Raw genomic sequence first — 25,583 nt, 5'->3', positions numbered from 1 at the left:
CGAGGTGCCCGATCGCGAACGCTCGCGAAGGTAGATCTTGCTCAAAATCAGCGGCGGATGCAGGGTGCCTAAATGGAGGCGGCCGGCAGCATTTGCAAACGGCGTCGCTCGTCCAACTCAGCCCGCTTTCTTCAGCAACGAACCGCTATTGGAATCCGGATAGTGTCGCTGCAGCACCGATGCGCTTCGCGATTCAAACGCGGACACTAACTCTGGCGCCACCTCTTCCCGGTAGGAATCGATGGCACCTCGGCGAACAAACCCACCGGGCTTCTTGAACACGACCATGTTCTGCCTGACCCAGTCACTGCGCCGTTCTACCTGCTGCATGTGCTCAAATGATGTCAGGCGAGCGACTTCCGCAATTTCTTGCTTACTTCTTTCGAGCTCTAGAAATTCGCAAATCCGCCTGAGCTGGTTCGGCTTGTCGAACTTCATGTCCTCGTAACGCAACCAAAGAAGATTGGCGTTAAAGGGGTTCGATTCCCAACTGGCAACATGCGTATGCCACTGTCCGCCAAAGACTTCTAGTTGGCCTAAGTAGACGTCACTGTGTGAAACGTCATGGCCCATGTTTCGCAACATGTGATAGTACGACAGCATGGCTTCCCGTCCATCACGCACAATGTAAATCACGTTGCGATGATGCTTCTTTGGTAAGTCGTGCGTTTTGAAGAAACAACGATCTTGCAACCGAAAATAGTGCGAATTCGCATGGACATCTGGCACCGTTAGATGAACGAGCGTCCGGCCAGCGGACTCATTCAATCCATGGATCAGGTGCGCGATGCAATGCTGCAGCAAGGTATTACCCGATTTCGGATACCCAGCGACAAAGACATCTTCGTCTGACGTGTTTTCAATGGAATAAACGGATTCAGAAAAGGAAATGTCCCGGGGCAAAGGACTTGGTTCCATTCCGGTCTCCCAGAAAGAAGTGATGGTAAACAGCAGTCTCCGGGGGGATGCTATCCAATTCCCCACATCACCGAAACATCGTTTTAGGGACTTCATTCACCAGAATCAGACGCGATTAACACCGTTCAGCGATGCGTAGTTTTGCACTGCGGGCCCTGGGATTGGCTGCGGTCTCAGCATCGGTTGGTCGTAGCGGTTTCTTTGTCAACACGTTCCAACGATCGTCATCTCGAAAGGCTTGCTTGACGATGCGATCTTCCAGCGAGTGGAAACTGATCACCACCATGCGACCGCCTTGGCTAAGCCAATCGGGGGCCGCACTAAGAGTCCGTGTCAGGATTCCTAGCTCATCATTCACCACAATCCGCAGCGCCTGGAAGGTTCGCGTTGCCGGATGAATATCATGGTTCTTCGATCGCGGGACACATCGTCGACAGATATCTGCAAGCTGCTGAACCGTACGCACATGCTCGCGCCGCTTTGCCGCGGCAACGATCTCTCGCGCGATCCGTCGACTGAATCGCTCTTCACCGAATTGATAGATCGCATCCGCAATCTCTTTTTCGCTTTGGCGAGCGAGCCATTCGCTAGCCGGAATCCCGTTCTCAGGATCAAACCTTAAATCGAGTGGACCATCGAACTGGAAACTAAATCCGCGTTCACGGTCGGCCAACTGATCGCTCGACAAACCTAAGTCCAGAACCATTGCGTCACAGCGATCAACTTCACAGACCTCCAGCGCCTTAGCTGCCTGTTCGTAACTCGCCAAGAAAACGCTCAATCGATCAACACTTTCCTGCTCGACACGCTTTAGAACCGCTGGGTCTCGATCGAGCCCAATGACAAGTTCAACCGAGTCAATCGCGTCGATCATTCGGCGGCTATGACCGCCACCACCGAACGTCCCATCGATCACCACTTTAGGATTGCATCCAGCGACCCATTCGACGATTTCGTCAGGCATCACGGAAACGTGGCAAGAACCTGACGAATAATCCGCGTCGTCCATTAAACCTTGTTCTGATTGCAATGCAGTGCGGCTTCCATATTGTCGGCGATTTCTTTCAAGCGATCCGGCCCACCGCCCCCGACTTCGGCCGCACACCATCCCTGAAACTTTATCTCACGTAGCGCTGCCTCGATACCGGGCCAATCGACGTCACCTTCACCGATTTTCGTAAACTGGTTCTTCTCACGAGAGAAGCCCTTGATATCCAGCTTCATAATCCGCGGCCCCAGCTCGCGGACCCAAGTCGCGATGTCGCCGTATTTCCAATGATTGCCGAGGTCGAACTGCAAACCAACTCGATCGGACTTAAATGAATCGACATAGTTTGCCAACGGTTTGACAGACTGCTCAGCGTCGCCATCGTGGTCGTACAAGAACTTGTTCCAAACGTTTTCGATCAGCAAGTTCACGTTGTACTTTTCAGCGGTCTCGATAGCAGCGTGCATATTGTCGGATGATCGCTTCCAGACCTCGTCCTGTGTTCCATCATTGCCGTGCCCCACGACCACGAGACAGCTATCACCACCCACCGCAGACGTTTCCTCAATCGATTGCTTCAGCTGCTGCAATGCTTTGGAACGCACTGCAGGATCCGGATCGCTGTGACGCACACTCCAGTGCTGACTCCCGACGCTACCATCGATCACGATCCCTGCAGACTTGGCGGCATGATTGATTTCCTCAACACTGATCCCTGGGACCGCTACTTCAACACCGTGAAAGCCAGCCGCTTTGGCCGCAGCAAACTTCTCCTCAAGCGAACCTTTCACGCCGATCATCCCGATCTTCAACGTTTTGCGAATCCAGGGTGTCGCTTCTGCTGCTGCAAAGACACGCCCACATTGGCCCCCAAGTATCGACAACGATCCGACAGCTCCAAGAGTTTGCAAAACTTGACGACGTTGCATGGCGTGACCTCAACGGGGTAGGGCAGGGCGGGGGAGGGTAGGGCGAGCGTGAGCTACCATTATGCTTCCAATCGACAACGAGAAGCAAGGATTGGAACCCTCGGACAGCCAAGTCGCAAGTTTTCGATGCGATCGGGGCATTGTTTTAACGTCTTTAAACGACTTCACCATCGCGATGTGCTATGGCTGAATCGGATCGACGCCTGATAAAGACACTCTGTGGCGTCGACAGGACTAGCACCCAACCACCACCCGCAATACCGCTTTAATCTCTAAGCGAAACACCAGCGGTGAAAGAACACAAATCCAGCGTGAGCTAACCACACCAAGGCAATCAGCGCCCAGCGCACATGGGAAAGCCTTCGCCTCGACCCACAAAGACGTCGACACACCGACCGCCTACGCAATTGAAAAGCCGCTGCTTCGGCCGAGAGGCTTTTCCCAAGAAACGTCACTGTGATCGATCGAACCTGCAGGGCGAGATTCGATTCGCTGAAGCAGTTCATCCAGATGTGTTTTCGGGCCTTCGACGTCCATCAACACACTTCCGTCGAACTCGTTGCGAACGAATCCGTGGACGTCCAAACCTCGCCCATGGTGAAGCGCCGTCGCACGAAAGCCGACGCCCTGAACGCGACCATGGTATCGGACAACGACGCGTTTATTCATGACTTCAACGACCGAATGTCATCTTCGCCTAGCGTCTCAGAGACGACAGGACCGTCGTTCACTTTCGCACCTGGTTCACCCGTACGCCGAATCGCCACCAAGCACATATCATCAAACGGCGGTGCATCACCGATATGCTGGAGAACAGAACCGACGATGCGATCTTTGATTGAAGTCACTTCATCCGTTTTGGAAACTAATTCGCGAATCGTATCGATTCCGAATTCTTCATCCTTGAAATCCATCGCCTCGTTGATTCCATCGGTGTAAAGCAGCAAGAAATCACCTGGCTTGACCGGCAACGAAACCGCTTCGTATTCCATTCCTGACATGATCGCGATCGGCAAACCGGATTGATCCGCACCCGGCTCGAGAATCTCTCCGTTACCGTTTCGGCGAACGATTGGCGGCATGTGTCCCGCATTGACGATCGTGACCGCTTCTTGATTCGGATCAACAACCACCATCAAGAACGTGACAAATCGCTCCACTTCCAAAGCACTCATACGATCGTTCAGGCATTCGATCGCATGCGCCACGTCGGATTCACTGGCGAGACAAAAACGCGTTTCGGCGGATAGCTTTGCCATGAACATCGCTGCCGCCACACCATGCCCGACAACATCCGCAACGACCACTGCGACACGTCCATCGGGCAGTTGGATGTAGTCGTAATAATCGCCACCGATGTGATTCGCCGCGCGATAGAAACTGTCAAACTCCCAACCGCTTGTCTCCGGTGACGATTGCGGCAAGAAAGCTTTCTGAACATCCGTAGCCAAACGCAAGTCCTGCTCGACTTCTTGCTGTTTGAGCGCTTGCTCGTGCATCTGAGCGTTCGTAATCAAGATGCCCGCTTGCGCAGCAACACCACTTAACAGATCGATGTCGTCTTCTGCAAACTGGCCACGTCCCTGCGTCGAATCGATCTGAATGGCACCAAACTTTTTCCCATCGGCATCGCCCAGCGGGGCACAGATCATACTCTTGATGGAAAAGTCCGCGATGGACTCACTGCTATCGAATCGACTGTCTTCGGTCGCATCAAACGAAAGGATCGATTCGCCGGTCGAGATAACACGCCGAATGATTGTCCGACTGATCCGCACCGTCTGAGTTTCGTCAACCTGTTGCCGCGTTTTTACCCAACGTGTCTGCAGCTGATCGTCATCGGTTTGCAAGACAACAAAGCCACGATCGGCCGACGGAAAAATCGCGAACAAGCTATCTAAGATTTTCGGCAGGACCTCATCCACCGAAAGCGCACTGCCAAGATTGCGATTGATCTTTAGCAACGCTTCTAACTTGGCTTCTGCAGTCGCCTGCATCTTCAGCCCGTCATCGGACTTTTCGTATTTGACGCGAGGGGCGATCGAGCGAGATGACTCTGGCTCATCATCCGTCATCACGATGCCGAAGTTTGAACCGGAGAATGAGACCTCCGACGATAGCGACGAAGCGAATTGAGGTACTTCGTCTGCATGAAAGACGAACTCGATCTCACTGATACGAATTCGGTCGCCTTCGCGAAGAACCTGGGCAGCGCTGAGTCGCTGCCCGTTTAGATAAGTCCCATTGCGGCTACCAAGGTCATGCACGGTGAAGCGTTTTCCTTCACCGATTACTTTAGCATGAAACCGGCTTACCGGCCCGGCGTCGACCACGATATGGCAATCAGGATGACGACCAATCGAAGTCTCGCCTTGGTGCAGTTTAAATCGTTCGGGGCCACCAGCAATTGTTGCCGCAGCAACGTCGGCGCCCCCGAGGGCGTTTTTACCTGGGCTTGTTGATAAGAACGCCATCGATTCAACAGATCCCCTTACTCTTTATCTTTGTCAGAGTTCGATTCTGGGGTCGAGTTATCTTCGTACTTCGCTTCTGGAATCGCACCATCGTTGCGAGTTCCCAAGACGCTGAAGTCAACCGGATAAGTCTCGTTGGTCGAATCGTCCATCTCGTCGGACATGTCCTTCTCGGTCACTTTTGCATTTTCGACGATCAGGTCAATCACCTTGCTCTCGACGATTTGGTTACGCAAAGCGTCCATCTGGCCAGTCTTTTCAAGACGACTACGGGTCTTACGTGGGCTGCTGCCAGATTGCTGACTGATCAAGTTGATCTCGACATCAAAGTCCTCTGGAGTTGCATCGATCTCTTGCTCTTCAGCAATTTGCTCCAACACGAAGTGCTCACGCAAAGCGGCTTCAGTGGTCGAACGTGCATTCTGCTGAAGCGCGTTTGCAATACCACGAATTTGCGTTTCGTCAAAACCGCTACGCTGCAATTCCATGATACGGCGCTGCATTTCGCGATAGGTTTGACGACGAACGAGATCTTCCGGGAGCTCGAACTGAACCGCATCGCTTAGCAGGTTAGTTACTTCACGACGGATGTGTTGCTTGACGCGATACTCGCTTTGACGCTCGAGTGATTCCTTGATGAAACCACGCAGTTCTTCTTCGGATTCGAAATCGCCCAACTCTTCCAGCAACGCTGGTGTCAGTTCAATGCTTTCCAACTTCTGAACTTCGACAACCGTCACTTCGGCAACAATGTTGCGTTCGGTTTCGCCAGCCGCTTCGCCGGACAATTCAACCTTCGTGGTTACCTTGTCGCCTTCTTTCTTGCCTGCAACGTCTTTGCCGAATTCGCTGCACAAGCCATCGCTAAAGGAAAGCTTTTCGGACAGAGTGACGACTTCTTCCTCAAGCTTCGAAATCGACTTTCCGTCTTCGGTGAAGTTGATGTTGACCAACAAACGGTCACCAAGTTCCGCCGCCTCTTCAGTCGCTTCCCAAGAAGCGCGATCTCGCAACACACGATCCAACGAATCGGTGATCGCTTCGTCGTCGATGTTGACAGCTGGCTTGGTCAGTTCCAAACCTTTCCATTCAGGTGTTTCGAAGTCCGGACGCACTTCGATGGTGAACTGATAAGTAAAGTCGCCTTCGCTGGGATCAGGAATCGAGTTGTAGTCGAAATCGGGCTCGCTAATCGCAGAGAAGTCTTCCGACTCAGTCACCTGAGTCAGGCTATCCATCAACAACTTGCCTTTGACTTGCTCGACAACGCGATCTTTGAATTGTTTTTCAACCAGACGGCGTGGTGCACGACCGCTACGGAAACCGGGAACCTGAGCCTCGGGTACCAACTCGTCGTATGCTTCTTTGAGGTAACGCTGAACCTCAGCCGATGGAATCGTCACGACAACTTCGCGCACGCAAGCCTGAGTCGTATTGACCTGGACATCCAGTTGCAGCTTGGGGCTTTCGGCCGTTTCGGGTGTATCGATGGACGTGGACATCCTGTGGCAAACCTTCGCGGGAAAATGGGGAAAGTGATTTGAAACCTATAAACGTCGCGGGGCAAACACGATGCCAATCACGCACCGAGCCAACCTTCTCCGCGAATATGTGTTTTCGCTTTAGAAGCCCGTAATCTATCGCGAATCAGTAAAAATCGGCAAGTCAATGTCTGCGTATTTTGCGGCAGATAAGCGATCAGCGTTTTCTGACGAAGCGGCAAAATTTCTGGACGAACACTTTTACCCGTTGCCGCGCAACGCCTACCGGACTGACAGCACGGAAGCAAACTCGGTCAGTGCATGCCCGAATCAATGGGGAAAACACCGAAAAACGATGCGTCAGCAAGCTATCCGCCATGCCGCCTTGAACCATCGCAAGCGAACGCAAAGCCCACAGATTTCGGTTGGTTCCAGGCCTACTGCTATCGGCAAAATTGAATGCGGCATCCATACGATCCCCTCTAAATATGCACGCTTCCCACCAACCAGAGAGGCTGAACTTGAGTCAACGGAAAGAATTTTGCATCAAGTTCACAGGAGGGCTTGCCGATCGATTAACTGCTGCTAACCTCTAGCCCCTCAACCAAACGCAAGCGGCTGTAGCTCAGTTGGTAGAGCATCACGTTGCCAACGTGATTGTCGTGGGTTCGAATCCCATCAGCCGCTCTCGATAAAAATTAAAAGCCCGCTGGAAATCTCCAGCGGGCTTTTTTCGTTTCCATACCGGCACCGCACCACACGAGACCATCGCCACACAACGCGATACCGGCAAGAACACCAAAGGCAACCGCGCACGCGGCCATCACGGAACGAAACCACAAGCGCGTGACAACAACGCAAGCGACCGAACAAGGCAGTGCCGCCAAAGAGCACAGCAACCCCAGAAGCGGACCAACCTAAAAACCAGACACCTACCCCAAGTCTGGTTTCTCACGCCCGTCGGCCCCATACCGATTAAAAGCGAAATACAAGTACGGCACCGGCAGGCAAAGCAACAACATGTAGAAAAACCGACCGACCAACACAGCGAGCACAATGGTGATCACAACAAAAACAACCCACACCCACCAAGTATCACGCCACAACCCTAAAACCTGATTCATCTGACGCCTCCGAACTCTCCAAGCCAAACCTGATCCACGCCCCAGCCATCCAACTGTCCACTGGTAGCAAAATCCCGCCAAACCAATCCAACGGGGGCCCGAACATCTGGGGCAAACACCCCGCCGAACGCCGTTCTTTACGGTATAACCGTCAACCTCACGCCGGGTATGCCAAACCAGGCAGTTTGAAAGAGAAACTTTTTTGAGGATTTTGCGAAGAGCCGTTGACGCTTGGCACGACCAAATCTACATTCTCGCCTCCCTGCAAGACTGAGGTCGAGCAGGTGGTCGCCGCAAAAGCATTCGCAACCCGCGATCAAACGTTTTTGCAAGCAAGATTTTGTTCGTTTCTATCCACTCTTTTTGGAATAACTAACGTGTCAGCCGGAGCTAACGAGGTCATCCGTATTCGTATGGAAGCATACGACCACTCCGTGTTGGACCAAAGTGCCCAGGAGATTGTGGATACCGTCAAGCGGACTCACAGCGAAGTGCACGGTCCTATCCCGTTGCCAACTCGCGTTGAGCGATACACAGTCCTTTCCAGCCCGTTTGTGAACAAGAAAGCTCGTCAACAGTACGAGATCCGAACTCACAAGCGACTGATCGATATCGTCCAAGCCACCGCGAAGACGATCGAAGCATTGAACAAGTTGAGCCTGCCAGCCGGGGTCGACATCAAGATCAAAGCTTCGGCTCGCTAAGCTAACGCGGCTAGTTAAGTTAGCCGGCAGTAAGCAAGCAGGCAATCCGAAAGGCTGTTGCCACCCAAGCGATCGATGCATCTGCGTCGCACGCTGAAACGTCAAAACGTAAACACACATCCGGTAATTCCGTATATGAACGGATTCCGGGCCGATAACCCAGGCACCCCGCTGCCCGATACGCAAGAGGCAGCATTGCAGCTTGAGGTTCGGGCCGGAAAGTTCGAAACCCCGATACGAGCCAGTGAGTCTCCACGGTAAACCCGTGGTGCGAGAGCTATGTCACCATCACTACTTGGTCGCAAGATTGGCATGACCCAGATTTATCAGGAAGACGGCAGCGTCGTTCCTGTAACCGTGGTTCAAGCTGGTCCCTGCAACGTTCTCCAGATCCGTTCAATCGAACGAGACGGATACGCCGCAGTTCAATTGGGTTTCGAAGACAAACCGCGCCGCCTGGCCGCTCGATCAGAGCGAGGCCATGTTGCTAAGCTTGACAGCAAACGCGCTAAGAAGCGTGCAGAAGCTGGTGTTGAGCTTGTCGAAAAGGCCGGCTGCGAGCCACAGCGATTCATTCGCGAGTTCCGTGGCGAATCTGATCTTTCTGTCGGCAACCAAGTCACCGTCGAAGTTTTCGAAGGTGTTAGCCGAGTCGATATTACAGGCACCAGCAAAGGCCGCGGCTTCGCCGGTGTCATGAAACGACATAACTTCTCCGGTCAACGTGCTTCGCACGGCGTCAAGAAGGTTCACCGGCACGCTGGTGGTACCGGATGCAGTGCATCGCCAAGCCGCGTCTTCAAAGGACGTCGCATGGCCGGTCAGTATGGAAATACGAAGGTCACGACGCGAAATCTGGAACTCGTCAAGATTGTCCCCGAAGACAATTTGCTGCTGATCCGGGGTGCTGTCCCTGGGCCGAACGGCGGTTTGATTTCGATTCGTCAAACGAACAAGGTGAATTAAGTCCGATGGCAACGCTACCGATTGTCAACCAGTCCGGCGAAGAAGTCGGCAAGTACGAAATCGACACCGAGCAGATCGCTGATCGAATCAGCAAGCAACTTCTGCACGATGCTGTCGTGATGTACCAAGCAAACCAACGCCAAGGCAACCACTCGGCTAAGACCCGTGGTGAAGTCAGCGGCACAAACAAGAAAATGTACCGTCAGAAAGGTACCGGTCACGCCCGAGCTGGTTCAAAGCGAACCAACGTTCGACGTGGCGGTGGTGTCGCTCGCACGGTCAAGCAACGTGATTACAGCTATCGATTGCCCAAGAAGGCTTTGCAACGTGCGACTCGCATGGCGATCCGCAGCAAAATCGACGACGGCGAGATGATTGTGATCGACAGCCTTGCTTTCGACGCACCAAAGACATCGCAGATGGCTTCTGTGCTGAAAGCTTGTGGTCTGGGAAGCACCACGACTTTGATCGCTACCGCTGACATTGACGGTGCGATCTACAAGAGTGGTCGCAACATTCCCGGTGTCGAAGTTCAACCGGTTCGCCAACTGAACGCTTTGTCGGTCCTTCGTCCTAATCGCATGCTAGTCACTAAGGACGCGTTGGATCGTATCAAAGACGGTTCATTCGCCAAAGCAGACGCCGAGTAAACAGGTAACCATCAGGCTTAACCGCCAGAGTAGAAACCATGGCAAGAATTCAACCACCGGCTCAGCCAGAAACGAAAATCAAGCTCGAGCCTCACCAGATCCTGCTTCGCCCGTTGGTGACCGAAAAAGGTGTTCACCGTGCGACTCGGCACAACGAATACGCCTTCGAAGTTCATCAAATGGCGACCAAGCCAGAGATCAAAGCTGCTGTCGAAAAGCTGTTCGAAGTACGGGTCGAAAAGGTTTGCACGCAGAACCGCAAAGGGAAGCTCAAACGCACCCGCACCGGTTTTGGACGCACCTCGGACTGGCGTCGTGCGATCGTGCACCTGCACAACGACGACAAAATTGACTTCTTCTAGGCCGATACGCCACGAAGAACCGACATCAAGCAACACAACAACAAACCACTAGAACCCCAAGACATTCGCGATGGGAATTCGCATCTACAAGCCGACCAGCGCCGGACGACGCAATGCGTCTGTCAGCGACTTTGCAGAGCTGACGCCCGGTTACGAGGTCGAAAAGTCCTTGCTGAAGCCGAAGCGAAAGACCGGCGGCCGAAACAACCAAGGCAAGATCACGGCTCGTCACCGTGGCGGCGGTCACAAGCAGAAGTATCGCATCATCGATTTCCGACGCGTTAAAGATGGCGTTGTCGCGACTGTTGACTCCATCCAATACGATCCAAACCGATCGGCTCGGATCGCGTTGCTGAAGTACCCTGACGGGGAAAAGTCGTACGTGGTCGCTCCAGGCGGTTTGGCTGCTGGTGACAAAGTACAAAACGGCCCAGAAGCACCTCCAACGGTTGGCAACTGCCTTCCGCTGAAGAACATCCCACTGGGCATGACCATTTGCTGTATTGAAATGCGAATCGGTGGCGGTGCGGTCTTGTGCCGATCTGCCGGAACCGGTGCGACTTTGATGGCTCGTGAGGCTGACTGGGCTCAGATCCAGTTGCCAAGCGGCGAAGTTCGCCGGATCCCAAGTCGCTGCCGGGCCACGATTGGCCAGGTTGGTAACAGCGAACACATGAATATTGTCCTTGGCAAAGCAGGCCGCGCACGATGGTTGGGTCGCCGACCACACGTTCGCGGTACCGCGATGAACCCGATCGATCACCCGCACGGTGGTGGTGAAGGTCGAACCAAGGGCGGACGTCACCCAGTGAGCCCGCAGGGCAAGAGCGCTAAGGGTGGTGCAACACGACAAAAACGCAAACCCAGTAACAGCTCGATCGTTCGTCGCCGCAAGAGCAAGCGATACGGTCAGTTGAAACTGCGTTAAGAAACGCCGAAACATTCACCCCCAGCGCGACACGTAACTGAAACACGATGAGCCGCAGTAGCAAGAAAGGCCCCTTCGTCGATCCGAAGCTGTACTTCAAGGTGCAGAAGCAGATGGAAGAAGGAAAGAAGACCCCGATCAAAACCTGGGCACGATCCTGCACGATCGTCCCTGAGTTCATCAACGTGACCTTCGCCGTACACGATGGCCGCAAGCACGTCCCCGTGCTGGTCACCGAAGATATGGTCGGTCACAAGTTGGGTGAGTTCGCACCGACGCGGACGTTCAAAGGCCACGGCGGCAAGAAAAAGTAAGGTCGATCGATGTCAATATTTAAAGCTAGCCATCGCAATGCCCGTATCAGTCCACGCAAAGTGCGATTGGTCGCGGATCTGGTTCGAGGTCAATACGCCGACGAGGCGTTGGACCTGCTGAAGTTCCAGCCGCAACGCGGTGCACGAATGCTGGAAAAGGTCATTCGCAGTGCAGTCGCAAACGCACTCGATCCCGACCAGACATCCGGCAACCCCTACCGCATTCAAGATTTGGTACTGACCGACGTTCGTGTCGATGGCGGATCGATGTTCCGTCGCATGCGACCACGTGCTCGCGGTAGTGCCCACATTATCAAGAAACGCAGTAGCCACATCAGCGTTTCGGTCACACCGATCGACGAAATCGCTGAAGTCTAAGCTCCACCGGTAACGGAATAGAACAAGAGAGATATTCGATGGGACAAAAAGTAAACCCGATCGCGTTTCGAACCGGAGTAACCCGCGGCTGGTCGAGTCGTTGGTATGCGTCCAAGCAAGACTTCGCGGACCTGCTGGTTGAAGACCGCAAACTGCGCAACTTCATCCGCAACCACCCGAAAAAGACACAATATAAAAACGCCGGAATCGATCGCATCGAAATCGAGCGAACACGCGACGAAGTTCGTGTGATGCTCTACGTTGCTCGCCCCGGTCTGATCATCGGTAAGAAGGGTCAAGAGATTGAGATCCTGCAAGCCGAATTGCAAAACCTGATCGGTCGACGAATCAACCTCAAGGTTGAAGAAGTCGGACGCCCAGAACTGCAAGCACAGTTGGTTGCCGAAGACATCGCGCAGCAGCTGCAAAAGCGATCCAGCTTCCGTCGTACGATGAAGCGATCGCTAGAACAAACCATGGATGCCGGAGCCAAGGGGATCAAAATCCAATTGGCCGGTCGATTGGGCGGAGCCGAAATGGCACGCCGCGAAAAACAAAGCTTGGGCTCAATTCCGTTGAGCACCTTGCAAGCGAAGATTGATTACGGGACCGCTGAAGCCATGACGCCACAGGGGCACATCGGTATTCAAGTCTGGGTTAACCAAGGTACTTACGGAGACGACAACGATGGCGTTGATGCCCAAACGGGTCAAGCATCGAAAAAGCCAAAGAGGTCGCATAAAAGGTAGTGCGACTCGTGGTAATAGGGTCGTCTTTGGTGACTTCGGGATCCAGTCTCTGGAACCCGGATGGATCAAAGCGACCACGATCGAGGCGGGCCGTATTGCGGCCCAACAGTATGTCCGCGGTGAAGGAAAGCTTTATATCCGCATCTTCCCCGACAAGAGTGTCACCAGCACACCACTGGAAACTCGGATGGGTAAAGGTAAGGGTGAGCCTGATTTCTGGGCCGCAGTCGTCAAGCCGGGAACGATTCTTTATGAACTCGGCGGCGTGACCGAACAACAGGCCAAGGTTTGTTTCGCTCGTTTGGCGAGCAAGCTGCCGGTCAAAGTACGTTTTGTCGAACGACGAACGTTTTAAAGCAGTGTGATGATTGGCGTCGGCGTTGCTGACGCCATCATCGAACCGATTCATTCCAACGTAACACGATTGGGCCTGGTCATGACCAGCAACAGTGAACTGAGAGAAATGAGCGATGAACAGCTCGAAGCGACTGCCGCAGAAGCGGCTCGTGAGCTGTTTCAATTGCGATTCCAGTCTCAGTCGGAGCGTTTGAATACGCCCAGCGATATCCGAAAGAACCGACGATTGATCGCTCGGATCAAAACGATCCAAACAGAGCGGTCGAAAGCCGCGGAAGCAAACTCCACACCAGCCTAAGTTAGCGAAGCAAAATGCCAAAACGCGTAGTTTCGGGCATCGTCACCAGCGACAAGATGGACAAGACGCGCCGCGTCGAAATCAATCGGTCGGTGAAACACCCCAAGTACAAGAAATACGTCCGTCGCCGTACCGTCTGTCACGTGCATGACGAGAACAACGAGTCGAACGTCGGCGACCGCGTCGAAATCGTCGAAAGCGAGCCGCTGAGCAAGCTGAAACGATGGCGATTGGTCCGTGTGATCGAAAAGAGCACGGAAGTCGACCTGGTTGCCCTGCGTGCGGCACGTAAAGAAGCCGAGCAGGCCGAAGCAGCTGCTGCTGGTAGTGAAAGCGAATAAGCCATTTTTGATTGTGACAAGTCACTATGATCCAACAAGAAACTCGCCTCGATGTCGCAGATAACACGGGTGCCCGTCAAGTCATGTGCATCAAGGTGCTCGGCGGAAGCCGACGACGCTTTGCCAGTGTTGGCGACATCATCGTTTGTAGCGTCAAAAGCGTGATTCCCGGTAGCGACATCAAGAAGAAGTCGATCGTCCGCGCCGTAATCGTCCGTACCAAGACGCCAACGCGTCGTGCCGACGGCAGCTACATCAAATTTGATTCCAACGCGGTCGTTTTGATCGACAAGGACAAAGGTCCTCGTGGCACGCGGATCTTCGGTGCTGTCGCTCGTGAACTGCGTGAACAGAACTTTATGAAGATCGTCTCCCTGGCTAACGAAGTAGTCTGACGCGATCAGACGTCAAGAGACGCTTCCACAAGGATACACCCATGCTACTGCAAATTGATGACGAAGTCCTAGTGATCTCCGGTGGTGACAAAGGTCACCGCGGCAAGGTCCTGGTCGTTGATCGCAAGAAGAACAAAGTTGTCGTCGAAGGTGCCGGCTTGGTCCGTAAGCACGTTCGTCGCAGCCAAAAGAACCCGCAAGGCGGTCGCCTGAGCAAAGAGATGCCCATTCACGCTAGTAACGTGATGCTCATCGATCCTTCCGACAACAAGCCAACCCGCATCGGTGTTCGCTACCTGGAAGACGGCTCGAAAGAACGATTTGCCAAGAAGAGCGGTGCCAGCCTCGGCCGCATCGCACCGGCACGTGATAGTTACAAAAAGTCATAGCGGCAAATAGATTTTAAGATGACTGACAAACCACGACTACAAGTAGCTTACGAAGATACGATCCGCGCCAAGCTGATCGAACAATTCGGCTACGCAAACGCTCACCAAGTTCCTCGCCTAGAAAAAGTCACCCTGAACATGGGTGTCGGGCAAGCGATCGGTGATAAGAAAATCCTGGACTTGGCGTACGAAGCGATGACCCAGATTGCTGGCCAAAAGCCAGTGATCACAACGGCTCGCAAATCGATCGCCGGTTTCAAACTTCGCGAAGGTATGCCGATCGGGTGCATGGTCACTCTGCGTCGGCAACGCATGTACGAATTCATGGACCGTTTGGTCGCAATCGTTCTGCCGCGTGTTCGCGACTTCCGCGGGATCAGCCGTAAAGCCTTCGATGGCAACGGCAACTACACAATGGGCCTGACCGAGCAATTGGTTTTCCCAGAGTTAAACCCTGACAAGTTCACTCGTCCGCAAGGGATGAACATCACGTTCGTCACCACTGCGAAAACAAATGACGAAGCTCGAACGTTGTTGGAAATGATGGGAATGCCGTTCAAGGCAGCCCCAGGAAAGAAGGATGCCGCCGCGTAAAGGCGACTTACCCATTATTTGTAGCCAACCGTTTCACCACTGAAACCTTTTCAAACGCTGAAACCCCCAGAAGACGCCCGTGGCAAGTAAAGCAAAGATCGCCAAGGCAAACCGGAAGCCGAAGTTCAGTACCCGACGCGAGAACCGTTGCAAGTTCTGTGGTCGACCCCGTGCGGTCTATCGCAAATTTGGGATTTGCCGAATCTGTTTCCGCGAGAATGCGAACTTGGGTTTGATCCCCGGTGTTCGTAAGGCCAGTTGGTAGAGCAACGGAGCGACGAAAAGCCATGATGACTGACCCTATTGCTGACATGTTAACCCGCATCCGCAACGCCGTTCGTGTTGAACGCCCGTACGTGGATATTCCCGCTAGCCGCGTGAAAAGAGGCATCGCTGATGTCCTTAAACGCGAAGGCTTTATCTGGGACTGGGAAGAAGTCGAACAGCACCCTGTCAACCATTTGCGTCTGGAATTGAAGTACGGCAGCAACGGCGAACGCGTGATCCAAACGATCAAGCGTATGAGCAAGCCAGGCCGCCGTCTGTACTGCCACTGCAAAGACCTCAAGCCTGTCTTGGGCGGTTTGGGAATCACGATTATTAGCACCAGCAAAGGTGTAATTAGCGATCGTGAAGCCCGCCGTGAAAAGGTTGGCGGCGAAATCCTTTGTGAAGTCGCCTAACGCAACTCAATTGAACGCTCGTCCGTGCAACGCGATTGCCGGCACCGACCAGCGTTGATTCGTAATTTGTTCGATCGGTCACTTCGTACGGACCGGTTCGAAACCCAGCCCTCCCCGCACCGGGCTGGCTGAGATAGAAAGAACATTTGAACCAACAGACCAGCCTTGGCCCGCCAAAGGCGTTTTCAGCAAGTGACCTGAAATGAGTCGTATCGGAAAAAAACCAGTCGAAATCCCAAGCGGAGTGACCGTTTCGGTTACCGATCGGGTGATCAACATCGAAGGCCCGAAGGGCAAACTCACGTTCACCCATCGCCCCGAAATCAACGTCGCTGTTGAAGACAACACCGTTGTCGTCAGCCGTGACACCGAGGCTCGGACCGCGCGTGAACTGCACGGCCTGACCCGCGCCCTGGTCAACAACATGATCGAAGGCGTCACCAAGGGTTACGAGAAGAAACTGGAAATCGTCGGTGTTGGTTATCTTGCCAGCATTTCTGGCGATACGCTTCAGCTTCGCGTCGGCTTTGCTAACGAACTGAGCCGCAAGATCCCTGGCGACCTAAGCGTTACCTGCCCCGATCAGACGCACATCGTCGTCCAAGGTTGTGACAAACAACGCGTCACACAGTTTGCCGCCGAAGTTCGTGCATTGCGAAAGCCAGAACCTTACAAAGGGAAGGGCATCCGGTACCAAGGCGAGCACGTCAAAATCAAACCTGGTAAGGCTGCGACCAAGTAATCGGACCAAGAGTTCCAGGTTTACAACGAATCACACAATTATCCAACCGAAGCGATCACTGCGACGGGACTGTTATGGACAAGAACAAGAAACTTCAAAAACAGCGAAAGCGACGCCGTCACCACGTTCGCAACGTGCTACGTGGCTCGGCAGATCGTCCCCGCTTGTGCGTACAACGTTCGCTCAAGCACTTCTCGGTTCAGTTGATCGACGACAACACCGGGAAGACCCTGGCCAGCGCCAGCACTCGCGACAAAACCCTGCGGGAATCGATCCCAGCCGGTGGAAATTGCGATGCTGCGGCTCAGATCGGCAAAACCATCGCCGAAAAAGCGACCGCGGCCGGGATCACTGCCGCGAAACTGGACCGCGGTCACAATAAGTACCATGGACGTGTGAAAGCATTCGCCGACGCCGCTCGCGAAGGCGGGTTGGTTCTATAACAGTCAACAATACAATTGCCGCCTGATCTTCTGGGCGGTCCACTGAGGGTTGGAACCATTAGTAACGCAAGTAACCAAAATCGTCGTCGTGGCAATAAGCCAGCCGAGGAGTCCAAAGATGACGGACTACTCGATCGCGTAGTAAAAATCAAACGTTGTGCTGCCGTTGTAAAAGGCGGTCGACGTTTCAGCTTCGCAGCCATGGTAGTCGTCGGTGACGGACAAGGTCGCGTCGGCTGGGGATACGGCAAGGCCAACGAAGTCCCACCAAGCGTCCAAAAAGCGACCAAGCAAGCGACCCGTGACATGATCAATGTCCCATTGGTCGAAGGCAGCATCCCACACCAAGTTTGGGGCCAGTTCGGCGCTGCTAAAGTGACGCTGATTCCAGCTGGTGCTGGTACCGGTATCATCGCCGGCCAAGCCGTCCGAGCGGTTTGCGAAGCTTGCGGGATTCACGACATTCTGACGAAATCCTACGGCACCAACAATCCTGTCACGCTGGTCAAAGCGACGGTCGACGCACTGAGCAAGTTGCGCACCCGTGAAGAGATCGCTGCCCTGCGTGGTATCAGTGTCGAAGAACTTTCGGCACACTAAAGTCCGCGTGCTGGTGACTGGTATCAAGTTACCGAAACGCCTGTTGAAGCAATCAAAACATACATTTAGTCACCGGGTTTCGTCATGAACCTAAACGATGTCCATCGCGGCATTCAAAAGAACCGCAAACGTAAACGTATCGGCCGTGGTCCTGGTAGCGGCACCGGCAAGACGTCGGCTCGTGGTCACAAAGGTCACAAGAGCCGTAGCGGTTACAGCCGTAAACCGAACTTCCAAGGTGGAGCAATGCCAATGTTCCGCCGCGTTCCCAAGCGTGGTTTCAACAACCGCTGGGCGACATCTGTCTTCGCAGTTAACGTTGGGACCCTCAACGATCGCTTTGAAGACGGTGATGAAGTAACACTCGAAGCAATGGCAGCGAAAGACGTCGCGAAGGGCACTTTTGACGAAGTCAAAATCCTTGGCGATGGTGAGTTGACCAAGAAGCTGACCGTCTCGGCGCACCGTTTCAGCAAGTCCGCTGAAGAAAAGATTCAAGCTGCTGGCGGTACCGTCAACAAGCTGGTCGCGAAGCGTACGCCTGAAGAACGCGTCGCTGCACTGAAAGAAGCCGGAAATTAATCGCCAACGAAGGCAGAAATCGCCTTCCGCAGACGCAGGACTGACCTCGCCGTCACTGGCTGAAATCACTACAGTTTCCGCAGATCATTTTGTCGAACATTGACGGGTCGAGCGAATGCTTGAAAAACTGCGAATTATCTTCACAATCCCCGAGCTGCGGAAAAAGATTTTCCTGACTCTCGGGTTGTTGGCTATCTACCGAATCGGTTTCCACATCCCGCTGCCCATGGTGTCTAACACACCAACGGACGCAGCGGGTGGCGCGTCTGACTTCTTGCAACGAGTCAGCTTGTTCGCCGCAAGTGACCTTCGCCAGCTAACCATCTTCGGTCTGGGAATCATGCCGTATATCTCGGCGTCGATCATCCTGCAACTTCTCGGTACGACAGTTCCCGCGCTTGCGGAACTGAAGAAAGAGGGCCAGGCAGGCCAGAAGAAGATCAACGAATACACGCGATATCTAACTGTTGGTATCTGTATCGTCCAAAGCTGGATCTATCTGTCGGTCATGCTGACCGCCTCCGGGCCCGGCGGTGGCAATATCAACCCTAACTTCCTCAACTCTGCCGGTACCGCGTTGTACTTCCCATGGCAGTTGACGGCAGTTGCGGTCATGACCTGCGGTAGCATCTTCCTGATGTGGCTTGGTGAGCAAATCGACGAACACGGTATCGGCAACGGTATTAGTCTGTTGATCATGGCGGGAATCTTGGCACAGATGCCAAAGGCTCTTTACGAGCTGGTCCGCAACATGGAAACCCAATTAACTGGCTTGTCGCGAGGACAGGTGGGTATCGAAACGTTGATCTTGCTGTTTGTGTTGTTCATCGGAGTCGTGATCGGGGTCGTGTTCATCACCCTCGGCCAACGTAAAATCCCAACGCAATCAGCGAAATTCACCCGCGGACGGAAGGTCTACGGTGGAACACGGCAGTTCCTGCCACTACGAATCAACCAAGCTGGCGTGATGCCGATCATTTTCGCAAGCAGCTTGTTGATGATTCCTGGCGTTGCACTCGGTGCGGCAGCAGGCCTGTTTGAACCTGGCAGCTTCTTGTTCAACGCACTCAACCTGGTTGGCTTGACACTGAACGATCCAGCATCGTTCGTCTACAGCCTGATGTATGTCGCGCTGATCTTCTTCTTCTGCTACTTCTGGACTGCAATTACCTTCAACCCGAAGGAAATCTCGGACAACCTGAAGGAAAGTGGAACGTTCATTCCTGGTTACCGTCCTGGCAAACGCACGACGGATTACTTGGAAAAGGTCATGCTGCGAATCACTTACGTGGGTGCCGCGTTCCTTTCGATCGTCGCCATCGTCCCGACGGTGGTGTACGGATCACTGGGCGTCCCATACTCGATCGCCGGTTTTTACGGCGGTACCGGACTTTTGATTGCGGTTAGCGTCGCATTCGACTTGGTCCAAAAGATCGATGCCCACTTGGTCATGCGTAACTACCGCGGCCTTTTGGAAGGTGCTGGCGGCGGAGTAACCCCAGTCGTCTAAGGACGGTTTTGGTTTGTGCCATACGATTCAATCACGGCAGCGGATCTGAAACAGATTCGCTGCCGTTTTTTGTGCGCGTACGCTAATGTTGTGCACGTTCCTTAGCGTTCGGCAAAATTGTTGTCGGCGACTGAGTCTTTGCTATAAATAAGTTTGACCAAATGCTGGGAGCATCGATCCGTTGACGACACGTTAATGGCACGATGGGCGTCAACAAGTTCATCACGGTCCTGCTGCTTGGTGTCTGCAGTTGCCGATGAGTGTTGGTTCGATCACCATGGCAACCGCGTTGACGTTTCTACGGAACGCTGTGTGAACTTGCGAAACAGACTTTGAACGGTAACAGGTCCAGGCAGGTGCGAATTGTATTTATCGGTCCGCCGGGAGCGGGCAAGGGCACCCAGTGCCGTCGCTTAAAAGACGAACTCGGAATACCGCATATCTCCACCGGAGAGATGCTGCGAGCGACTTCAAGCGAGTCACCGATTGGCAAAATGATTGCCGACCTGATCGACGGTGGGAATCTGGCTCCAGACGATCTGGTAATGCAGTATGTCGTCGAACGCCTCCGAAAACCCGATTGCCAAAACGGTGCGATGTTCGATGGGTTCCCGCGCACGGTGAACCAAGCCCGAATGCTGGATATCCATCTTGCTGAAAAGCAAACGCCATTGGATGTCGTGGTGAACTTGCACGCCGAGCCAGAGCTTTTGATCGCGCGTCTTTTGCAGCGGGCGGAAATTGAAAATCGGGCTGACGACACCTACGAAGCCATTCAGTCCCGGCTAGAGATTTTTCACAACCGGACGAAGCCAGTGCTGGACTACTACCAAGACGCGAACTTAGTGGAATCGGTCGATGCGATGCTGGGCCCCGACGAGGTTTTCGAGTCGATAGTCGATGTGATTCGCCGGCGTGTGACGTTCGAACAGCCCACCGCGAACTGAGCGTTCCGCTGCTGCAGATGACCGGTAGCCAGACGATCTTAGCTCCAGAGTTTTGACGGTCTCTCAATTTCGATTGTCCGGTACAATGGTTGTAGATTTCTACATGCCATCCGTGCCGAGCGATTTAGAGTCGGCCAAGACTGGAACATCGATCGATGCAATATCGTCAATCTTTATTCACTGCCAAGTTTGCAATCGCTGTTATGGCATTGGTCGCCTTGGGCACCATGCATCGAACGACTGTTTGGGGACAGCAACAACGATTCGGCGCCCCTCTGCAACGTAACGCGGCTCGGTTCATCGAACCACCTCGCTGGCTAGGCCAACAGATCCGCGATGCTGAAGAAGCGATTGAGCAGGAACGCTACAGCGATGCGATTGTCGTTCTCGGAGATCTGCTTGAGCGCGACCCAGATTCGGTCGATGACACCTCGATTGCTGGCCAAGATTTCTTTCTTGGGATCGAGGACCGGCAAGGCCAACGTCTGGAAAAAAGTTTGCTCCACCACTGTCAGCAGCTCATCGGCAAGCTTCCCGAAGCAGCGCTGGAGATCTATGAACTGCGTTACGGTGCGTTGGCGAATAAAGGTTTGGAACAGGCGTCTCAAACTCGTGATTGGAAAACGCTTCGCGACGTCCGGCGTCAATACTTTCATACGAAGGCGGGGTACCAAGCATCGTTTATCCTGGCACAACGTGAACTTTATCGTGGGCACCCTTTAGCCGCATCGATGTTGCTTGACGATATCGTTGAAAGCAGCCGAGCCGTACGCTTCTTAGGAAACGAGGTGATCGCATTGCATGCGGTTGCTTGTCGCCTTGGGGGGCGTTCTCTTCCAAAGTCCCTGGTCAACCATCAGATCGAAATCTCCGTTGCCGGATCTGAAAAGCAGCCGATCCGCAACTGGCGCGGATGGATTGACGAACATTACCAATTTCCGTTGCACCATTCGATTGCCGAATCGGGCGACTATCAAATGTTGGGCGGAAGCCTGTCGCGTAACGAATCAAACGCTGGCCAGATGCCACTGACCACGCCTCGCTGGATGTTGGAAACAACCGCGACACCTTTAGACGAAGAAGCACTGCGTCAAACAAGCGATGACTTAGCAGCCAGCGGTGAACTTCCACCACCAAGCTGGAGCCCCTTGCTGGTCGGTAATCAATTATTGATGCGTACCACAGAACGTCTTCGTGGTGTCGATCACCGAACGGGCAAACGAGTCTGGCACTACCCATTTTACGACCCTGAGGCTGCGCCCAACGAACCGCTTGGTGGGACCGCGAACGCAACCGGCATGAATGCCACCGGTGAACGTCTTGCGCGGACGGTGTTCAACGATGTGCCTTACGGCCAATTGACCAGCGATGGAAAACGCGTGTTCCTGTTGGACGACCTCATGCCTTCGGAACACGTTGTGATCAACCCGCTCGTCGGCGTAAAGGTTGCCGACCAGATCGAAAACGGCCGCAACACTCTTGTCGCATTGGACCTCGCCACCGAAGGAAAAATCCTGTGGCGTTTGGGAAAAGACTGGACGATCGAAAGTGAGCTAAACGAAGCGTTCTTCCTAGCGCCGCCTATTGCGGTTGAAGACGAACTGTTCACGCTGGTCGAACTGTCTGGGGACATCACGCTTGTCTGCCTTGATCCTCTCACAGGGCAAATGAACTGGAAACAACAACTGATCGCGGTCGAAGGTGCTGCGATTGGCCAAGACCCACCGCGACGAGTGAGCGGGAACTTGATCACCTACCATGAAGGTGTATTGATCTGTCCGACCGGGACTGGTGCGACGGTCACTTTCAATCTAGTTGATCGCACATTGCGTTGGGCAAACTCATATGAACGCCGGGCGAGCGCTCCAGTGCCTTTCGGCGGGAACACCACTTCGTCACGGGCTGATCAAGGCCGGCGATGGCACAGCTCAGTCGCAATCGCCAGTGGCAATACCGTGCTGGTCACGCCCGCGACTACAGACAACCTGTTCTGTTATTCGGTTGTCGACGGCAAACAAAAATTTAGCAAGGTACGACAAGACGCTTTTTATGTCGCCGGAATCCGCGAGGACCAATTCCTTGTCGTCGGCCCGCGAGATGTCACAGCCTACGATTTGGAAAACGGACGGCTAAACTGGCAGTCTGATCCAAAGCTGCTGACCGCGGGTGATCAAATCATCGGACGCGGCGTTTTTGGTGACGAGTTTTATATCATCCCCACAAGCAACAACGAACTGATCAAGCTGTCTCTTTCTGACGGCAAAGTCCAAGACCGACGAAGAACAACCTTTCCTCTTGGCAACCTGGTAGCTGTCGATGGTGAAATCATTTCCCAGGGCGCGACAACCATCGCAGTCGCCCTAGGACAAAAGACGCTGGGCCCACGTGTTGATCGTATCCTGCAAGAAGATCCAGACAACTTGGATGCGCTGATTCAGAAAGCCTTATTGCTGGCGGAAACCAAAGATCGTGACGGTGCCTTGGACGTGCTACGAAAGGCTCGGGAAGTTGACCCTGATAGCGATGATGTGCTGCTGCTTTCAATCGCTTTGATGTTGTCAGAACTTCGCGACAATCCCAATCCCGATCCTCGGCTTGAACAAGACCTAGAACGGATCATCGATACGCCGGTGCAACGTCTGGAATTTCTAGCGTTACGATTAGAAGCATCCCTGAGACACCAGAACTTTAAAACGGCTGCCGAGCGTTTGCTTGAACTTTCCACGACGGCAACCAAGTACGGTCCGGGTGGTGACAAAGATTCCGCAGTACTCCGTGAGTCAACACGCGACTGTGATCTAGATAGCTGGCTCGCTGCTCGTGCATCCGAGTTATCAGCGAAGGCATCTCAAAGCGCTTCGCTCGACGAAATTAAACAGACCGTGGATGCATTTTTGCAAAGCCGCACCTTCGGTTCATCTCAAGAACTTCTTTCGACAACCCAGCACCTTCGCCCACTGGGGGCACAATCGCTGGTTCGTGATGCTGTCGATCGGCTCATCGATGAAGAGAATGACTTTGCCGCCGAACGATTGTTGCTCGGGCCCCAACTGGGATCGAGAGTTCTTCGGGACGGTTATCCAGACCTGGCCGACGAAGACAAACTGCGCCTAGCCAAAATCTATCGCCGAGGACATATGGATGCCGATGCGTTAAAGCTTTTGCATTCGGTCAGTCAGTCTAACACCGCGTCCACAGACGAAATCGAGAAGAGCATCGCGGACATCACTGCGGAAGGAGAAGCAGTTGCCAAGATCGACCCGACGCAATCCGTTTCGATCAATTGGCAACAATCCAGCACCATGGGAATTTCTCGCACCCCGACGACGCAGTACACGGTTCGTCCCACAATCGATGGTGGTGAATCCTTCAACGGCTGGACGATCGCCAATTTGCCAAACGCGGTCATGATGCAAACGCCAATCGGACAATACGTACCGATGCCAATGGATGAATACCGGTCCGTACGAAACAGTGACCGCGCCGCAACCATCAGCGGCGGACTGATGATTTCCGAACGGCCGGGACGAATCTCTGCGATCGATATGACCCAGATGCAAACCGGTCGCCGCAATGACGCGTTGCTTTGGACACGTGACTTCGGTGGCAATGGATCGAATGTGAAACGGCAATCCAAACCGACAGCATTCGGAGATACCGTTTACTCCTATCCAACGAATTCGCTTGCGGCCAACGTCATTTCTGAACTACGCATCGGCCCAATCATGGGTGACCGCATGTTGGCGCTGCACTCCGGAGAACTGCTGGCCATCAGCACAGCAACCGGCGAGGTCATGTGGCGAAATTCGGAAGCCCCAGCCGTCGGACACATGGTTGTCGATTCTGGAAAAATTGCGATCGCGTCTTACATGCGAGGCGTGGTCTCGACGCTTACAAAATTCGATTTGTATGACGGTCAAAAAGCCGATTCGAAAGACTGGACGTTCGGTGATATTTGGACCTCTGCCGGCAAGCATGTGCTAGCCTACCAAGTCAACGATAAACAAAGCGGCGCGACCGTTCGGCTGATCAATCCATTTGATGTCGACAACCAAGTCGTCTTGGAAACCGAAGCTTTCGTCAAACAGCCGTTGGTTCAAGGCGTCGCGTCGGGTGCAGGGCGATTACTGCAAGATCGATTCATGGTGCTTTACGACGGCACCGGTCGTCTGTTGATCTGGGATATCGTCCAAGGTCGCCAAATCTGCGATCACTCCACAGGCAACTTCGACGCTTTGCAATCGATGCATGCGATGTGGATGAAAGATAGGATCATTGTTTTCGCTGCCAAAACGGTCACTCAAGGCGGCAACGGGATGCGAACGCAGCAAGGTGATTTCCATCAACCGGCTCATCGGATGATTTCGATTGACATCGAATCCGGCGACCTTCAGTGGCAACGTGAATTCGAGAATGCGTGGGGAATCACTGTGCACCAGCCTTTCGAATCACCCGTCTTATTGCTTAGCCGCTCACAAACGCTCTTCACCGTGAACCGATCGGTCCCCAAAATCGATCTAGCGATGATCCGTCTTAGCGATGGTGAGACGATTCATGAAGAGCTGGAAAAAGAAGTTCAGCCGCGTTCGAACGGTTTGACCACAGCAGTGATTCTTCAACCACAACAGAATCGAATTCGTGTTCAGATCGACAGCGAACTAGTCACCTATCAGTTCGGTGACGAGGCCACCGAGGCGACACCTGAAGACGAAGACATCGTTCCGAACCCATAAACTT

Annotated in this window: 30 protein-coding genes and 1 tRNA gene; 24 read left to right on the top strand and 7 right to left on the bottom strand. The window is 53.6% G+C overall.

All coding sequences use genetic code 11. The features are described from left to right. Window positions 1–117 precede the first annotated feature (117 nt). The 6 genes from LOC67_RS04945 to tig all read right to left on the bottom strand — a co-directional run bounded on the left by LOC67_RS04945 (window position 118) and on the right by tig (window position 6,811). Complete coding sequence (locus LOC67_RS04945) at window positions 118–918, bottom strand: sulfotransferase domain-containing protein (protein ID WP_230261396.1); 801 nt, start codon at window positions 916–918, stop codon at window positions 118–120. Window positions 919–1,033: 115 nt separating this feature from the next. After that, window positions 1,034–1,927, bottom strand: a complete 894-nt coding sequence (rsmH, locus tag LOC67_RS04940; protein WP_315861029.1) for a 16S rRNA (cytosine(1402)-N(4))-methyltransferase RsmH — start codon at window positions 1,925–1,927, stop codon at window positions 1,034–1,036. Next, complete coding sequence (locus tag LOC67_RS04935) at window positions 1,927–2,835, bottom strand: sugar phosphate isomerase/epimerase family protein (RefSeq protein ID WP_230261395.1); 909 nt, start codon at window positions 2,833–2,835, stop codon at window positions 1,927–1,929. The genes rsmH and LOC67_RS04935 overlap by 1 nt, the downstream gene beginning before the upstream one ends. Window positions 2,836–3,234: 399 nt before the next feature. Then, on the bottom strand, window positions 3,235–3,504 hold the full coding sequence (locus LOC67_RS04930) for an acylphosphatase (protein ID WP_230261394.1): 270 nt from the start codon (window positions 3,502–3,504) through the stop codon (window positions 3,235–3,237). Further along, window positions 3,501–5,309: a SpoIIE family protein phosphatase gene (locus LOC67_RS04925; RefSeq protein WP_230261393.1), complete on the bottom strand. Its 1,809-nt coding sequence runs from the start codon at window positions 5,307–5,309 to the stop codon at window positions 3,501–3,503. The genes LOC67_RS04930 and LOC67_RS04925 overlap by 4 nt, the downstream gene beginning before the upstream one ends. A gap of 17 nt (window positions 5,310–5,326) precedes the next feature. Continuing rightward, a complete protein-coding gene (gene tig / locus LOC67_RS04920; protein WP_230261392.1) occupies window positions 5,327–6,811 on the bottom strand; it encodes a trigger factor in 1,485 nt (494 codons plus the stop codon). Window positions 6,812–7,404: 593 nt separating this feature from the next. On the opposite strand from tig, the gene LOC67_RS04915 reads away from it, so the two are divergent. Continuing rightward, a tRNA-Gly gene (locus LOC67_RS04915) sits at window positions 7,405–7,477 on the top strand. A gap of 245 nt (window positions 7,478–7,722) precedes the next feature. On the opposite strand, the gene LOC67_RS04910 is transcribed toward LOC67_RS04915, so the two are convergent. After that, a complete protein-coding gene (locus tag LOC67_RS04910) occupies window positions 7,723–7,914 on the bottom strand; it encodes a hypothetical protein (protein ID WP_230261391.1) in 192 nt (63 codons plus the stop codon). Between the two features lie 377 nt (window positions 7,915–8,291). On the opposite strand from LOC67_RS04910, the gene rpsJ reads away from it, so the two are divergent. From rpsJ to LOC67_RS04795, 23 genes are all read left to right on the top strand, one after another. Then, window positions 8,292–8,618, top strand: a complete 327-nt coding sequence (gene rpsJ / locus LOC67_RS04905) for a 30S ribosomal protein S10 (protein WP_147871869.1) — start codon at window positions 8,292–8,294, stop codon at window positions 8,616–8,618. 312 nt (window positions 8,619–8,930) lie between these two features. After that, window positions 8,931–9,584: a 50S ribosomal protein L3 gene (gene rplC, locus LOC67_RS04900; protein ID WP_230261390.1), complete on the top strand. Its 654-nt coding sequence runs from the start codon at window positions 8,931–8,933 to the stop codon at window positions 9,582–9,584. A 5-nt stretch (window positions 9,585–9,589) separates the two neighbouring features. Beyond that, entirely contained in the window at window positions 9,590–10,234 is a 645-nt protein-coding gene (gene rplD / locus LOC67_RS04895; RefSeq protein ID WP_230261389.1) for a 50S ribosomal protein L4, read from the top strand. 38 nt (window positions 10,235–10,272) lie between these two features. Then, window positions 10,273–10,596, top strand: coding sequence for a 50S ribosomal protein L23 (gene rplW, locus LOC67_RS04890; protein ID WP_230261388.1), 324 nt, complete (start codon window positions 10,273–10,275; stop codon window positions 10,594–10,596). Window positions 10,597–10,666: 70 nt separating this feature from the next. Continuing rightward, window positions 10,667–11,524, top strand: coding sequence for a 50S ribosomal protein L2 (gene rplB, locus LOC67_RS04885; protein WP_230261387.1), 858 nt, complete (start codon window positions 10,667–10,669; stop codon window positions 11,522–11,524). 47 nt (window positions 11,525–11,571) lie between these two features. Beyond that, window positions 11,572–11,838: a 30S ribosomal protein S19 gene (gene rpsS, locus LOC67_RS04880; RefSeq protein ID WP_230261386.1), complete on the top strand. Its 267-nt coding sequence runs from the start codon at window positions 11,572–11,574 to the stop codon at window positions 11,836–11,838. 9 nt (window positions 11,839–11,847) lie between these two features. Next, complete coding sequence (gene rplV, locus LOC67_RS04875; protein WP_230261385.1) at window positions 11,848–12,216, top strand: 50S ribosomal protein L22; 369 nt, start codon at window positions 11,848–11,850, stop codon at window positions 12,214–12,216. Between the two features lie 38 nt (window positions 12,217–12,254). Next, on the top strand, window positions 12,255–12,965 hold the full coding sequence (gene rpsC, locus LOC67_RS04870; protein ID WP_230261384.1) for a 30S ribosomal protein S3: 711 nt from the start codon (window positions 12,255–12,257) through the stop codon (window positions 12,963–12,965). After that, a complete protein-coding gene (rplP, locus tag LOC67_RS04865; protein WP_094418260.1) occupies window positions 12,904–13,320 on the top strand; it encodes a 50S ribosomal protein L16 in 417 nt (138 codons plus the stop codon). Before rpsC ends, rplP begins: the two co-directional genes overlap by 62 nt. Before the next feature lie 81 nt (window positions 13,321–13,401). Further along, window positions 13,402–13,620: a 50S ribosomal protein L29 gene (rpmC, locus tag LOC67_RS04860; RefSeq protein WP_315861037.1), complete on the top strand. Its 219-nt coding sequence runs from the start codon at window positions 13,402–13,404 to the stop codon at window positions 13,618–13,620. A gap of 14 nt (window positions 13,621–13,634) precedes the next feature. After that, window positions 13,635–13,961, top strand: coding sequence for a 30S ribosomal protein S17 (gene rpsQ / locus LOC67_RS04855; RefSeq protein WP_230261382.1), 327 nt, complete (start codon window positions 13,635–13,637; stop codon window positions 13,959–13,961). Window positions 13,962–13,987: 26 nt separating this feature from the next. Next, window positions 13,988–14,356: a 50S ribosomal protein L14 gene (rplN, locus tag LOC67_RS04850; protein WP_230261381.1), complete on the top strand. Its 369-nt coding sequence runs from the start codon at window positions 13,988–13,990 to the stop codon at window positions 14,354–14,356. A 41-nt stretch (window positions 14,357–14,397) separates the two neighbouring features. Continuing rightward, window positions 14,398–14,745, top strand: coding sequence for a 50S ribosomal protein L24 (rplX, locus tag LOC67_RS04845; RefSeq protein WP_230261380.1), 348 nt, complete (start codon window positions 14,398–14,400; stop codon window positions 14,743–14,745). A gap of 18 nt (window positions 14,746–14,763) precedes the next feature. Then, window positions 14,764–15,339, top strand: coding sequence for a 50S ribosomal protein L5 (gene rplE / locus LOC67_RS04840; RefSeq protein WP_230261379.1), 576 nt, complete (start codon window positions 14,764–14,766; stop codon window positions 15,337–15,339). Between the two features lie 79 nt (window positions 15,340–15,418). Continuing rightward, a complete protein-coding gene (locus LOC67_RS04835; protein ID WP_149498166.1) occupies window positions 15,419–15,604 on the top strand; it encodes a type Z 30S ribosomal protein S14 in 186 nt (61 codons plus the stop codon). Between the two features lie 22 nt (window positions 15,605–15,626). Continuing rightward, window positions 15,627–16,022 (top strand): 30S ribosomal protein S8, encoded by a 396-nt coding sequence (gene rpsH / locus LOC67_RS04830; protein WP_230261378.1) that lies wholly within the window; start codon window positions 15,627–15,629, stop codon window positions 16,020–16,022. 202 nt (window positions 16,023–16,224) lie between these two features. After that, entirely contained in the window at window positions 16,225–16,764 is a 540-nt protein-coding gene (rplF, locus tag LOC67_RS04825; RefSeq protein WP_230261377.1) for a 50S ribosomal protein L6, read from the top strand. A gap of 74 nt (window positions 16,765–16,838) precedes the next feature. Continuing rightward, on the top strand, window positions 16,839–17,207 hold the full coding sequence (gene rplR, locus LOC67_RS04820) for a 50S ribosomal protein L18 (RefSeq protein WP_230261376.1): 369 nt from the start codon (window positions 16,839–16,841) through the stop codon (window positions 17,205–17,207). Between the two features lie 57 nt (window positions 17,208–17,264). Continuing rightward, window positions 17,265–17,807, top strand: a complete 543-nt coding sequence (gene rpsE, locus LOC67_RS04815; protein ID WP_315861036.1) for a 30S ribosomal protein S5 — start codon at window positions 17,265–17,267, stop codon at window positions 17,805–17,807. 84 nt (window positions 17,808–17,891) lie between these two features. Next, on the top strand, window positions 17,892–18,389 hold the full coding sequence (rplO, locus tag LOC67_RS04810; RefSeq protein ID WP_230261375.1) for a 50S ribosomal protein L15: 498 nt from the start codon (window positions 17,892–17,894) through the stop codon (window positions 18,387–18,389). A 115-nt stretch (window positions 18,390–18,504) separates the two neighbouring features. Continuing rightward, window positions 18,505–19,899, top strand: coding sequence for a preprotein translocase subunit SecY (secY, locus tag LOC67_RS04805; protein ID WP_230261374.1), 1,395 nt, complete (start codon window positions 18,505–18,507; stop codon window positions 19,897–19,899). Window positions 19,900–20,255: 356 nt separating this feature from the next. Continuing rightward, window positions 20,256–20,846 carry an adenylate kinase gene (locus LOC67_RS04800; RefSeq protein WP_230261373.1) on the top strand — a complete coding sequence of 197 codons (591 nt, stop codon included), beginning with the start codon at window positions 20,256–20,258 and terminating at the stop codon, window positions 20,844–20,846. Window positions 20,847–21,001: 155 nt separating this feature from the next. Further along, a complete protein-coding gene (locus LOC67_RS04795; protein ID WP_230261372.1) occupies window positions 21,002–25,579 on the top strand; it encodes a PQQ-binding-like beta-propeller repeat protein in 4,578 nt (1,525 codons plus the stop codon). The last annotated feature ends 4 nt before the right edge of the window (window positions 25,580–25,583 follow it).

Source organism: Stieleria sp. JC731, from assembly GCF_020966635.1.
Lineage (GTDB): Bacteria > Planctomycetota > Planctomycetia > Pirellulales > Pirellulaceae > Stieleria.
Note: the sequence above shows the minus strand (reverse complement) of the source record. Positions and strands in the feature narration are given on the sequence as shown.

Bases quoted from the DNA above. Each gene is read 5' to 3' on its own strand.
- LOC67_RS04945 (WP_230261396.1), bottom strand. From the start codon at position 918: ATGGAACCAAGTCCTTTGCCCCGGGACATTTCCTTTTCTGAATCCGTT.
- rsmH (WP_315861029.1), bottom strand. From the start codon at position 1,927: ATGGACGACGCGGATTATTCGTCAGGTTCTTGCCACGTTTCCGTGATG.
- LOC67_RS04935 (WP_230261395.1), bottom strand. From the start codon at position 2,835: ATGCAACGTCGTCAAGTTTTGCAAACTCTTGGAGCTGTCGGATCGTTG.
- LOC67_RS04930 (WP_230261394.1), bottom strand. From the start codon at position 3,504: ATGAATAAACGCGTCGTTGTCCGATACCATGGTCGCGTTCAGGGCGTC.
- LOC67_RS04925 (WP_230261393.1), bottom strand. From the start codon at position 5,309: ATGGCGTTCTTATCAACAAGCCCAGGTAAAAACGCCCTCGGGGGCGCC.
- tig (WP_230261392.1), bottom strand. From the start codon at position 6,811: ATGTCCACGTCCATCGATACACCCGAAACGGCCGAAAGCCCCAAGCTG.
- LOC67_RS04910 (WP_230261391.1), bottom strand. From the start codon at position 7,914: ATGAATCAGGTTTTAGGGTTGTGGCGTGATACTTGGTGGGTGTGGGTT.
- rplC (WP_230261390.1), top strand. From the start codon at position 8,931: ATGACCCAGATTTATCAGGAAGACGGCAGCGTCGTTCCTGTAACCGTG.
- rplD (WP_230261389.1), top strand. From the start codon at position 9,590: ATGGCAACGCTACCGATTGTCAACCAGTCCGGCGAAGAAGTCGGCAAG.
- rplW (WP_230261388.1), top strand. From the start codon at position 10,273: ATGGCAAGAATTCAACCACCGGCTCAGCCAGAAACGAAAATCAAGCTC.
- rplB (WP_230261387.1), top strand. From the start codon at position 10,667: ATGGGAATTCGCATCTACAAGCCGACCAGCGCCGGACGACGCAATGCG.
- rpsS (WP_230261386.1), top strand. From the start codon at position 11,572: ATGAGCCGCAGTAGCAAGAAAGGCCCCTTCGTCGATCCGAAGCTGTAC.
- rplV (WP_230261385.1), top strand. From the start codon at position 11,848: ATGTCAATATTTAAAGCTAGCCATCGCAATGCCCGTATCAGTCCACGC.
- rpsC (WP_230261384.1), top strand. From the start codon at position 12,255: ATGGGACAAAAAGTAAACCCGATCGCGTTTCGAACCGGAGTAACCCGC.
- rplP (WP_094418260.1), top strand. From the start codon at position 12,904: ATGGCGTTGATGCCCAAACGGGTCAAGCATCGAAAAAGCCAAAGAGGT.
- rpmC (WP_315861037.1), top strand. From the start codon at position 13,402: ATGACCAGCAACAGTGAACTGAGAGAAATGAGCGATGAACAGCTCGAA.
- rpsQ (WP_230261382.1), top strand. From the start codon at position 13,635: ATGCCAAAACGCGTAGTTTCGGGCATCGTCACCAGCGACAAGATGGAC.
- rplN (WP_230261381.1), top strand. From the start codon at position 13,988: ATGATCCAACAAGAAACTCGCCTCGATGTCGCAGATAACACGGGTGCC.
- rplX (WP_230261380.1), top strand. From the start codon at position 14,398: ATGCTACTGCAAATTGATGACGAAGTCCTAGTGATCTCCGGTGGTGAC.
- rplE (WP_230261379.1), top strand. From the start codon at position 14,764: ATGACTGACAAACCACGACTACAAGTAGCTTACGAAGATACGATCCGC.
- rpsH (WP_230261378.1), top strand. From the start codon at position 15,627: ATGATGACTGACCCTATTGCTGACATGTTAACCCGCATCCGCAACGCC.
- rplF (WP_230261377.1), top strand. From the start codon at position 16,225: ATGAGTCGTATCGGAAAAAAACCAGTCGAAATCCCAAGCGGAGTGACC.
- rplR (WP_230261376.1), top strand. From the start codon at position 16,839: ATGGACAAGAACAAGAAACTTCAAAAACAGCGAAAGCGACGCCGTCAC.
- rplO (WP_230261375.1), top strand. From the start codon at position 17,892: ATGAACCTAAACGATGTCCATCGCGGCATTCAAAAGAACCGCAAACGT.
- secY (WP_230261374.1), top strand. From the start codon at position 18,505: ATGCTTGAAAAACTGCGAATTATCTTCACAATCCCCGAGCTGCGGAAA.
- LOC67_RS04795 (WP_230261372.1), top strand. From the start codon at position 21,002: ATGCAATATCGTCAATCTTTATTCACTGCCAAGTTTGCAATCGCTGTT.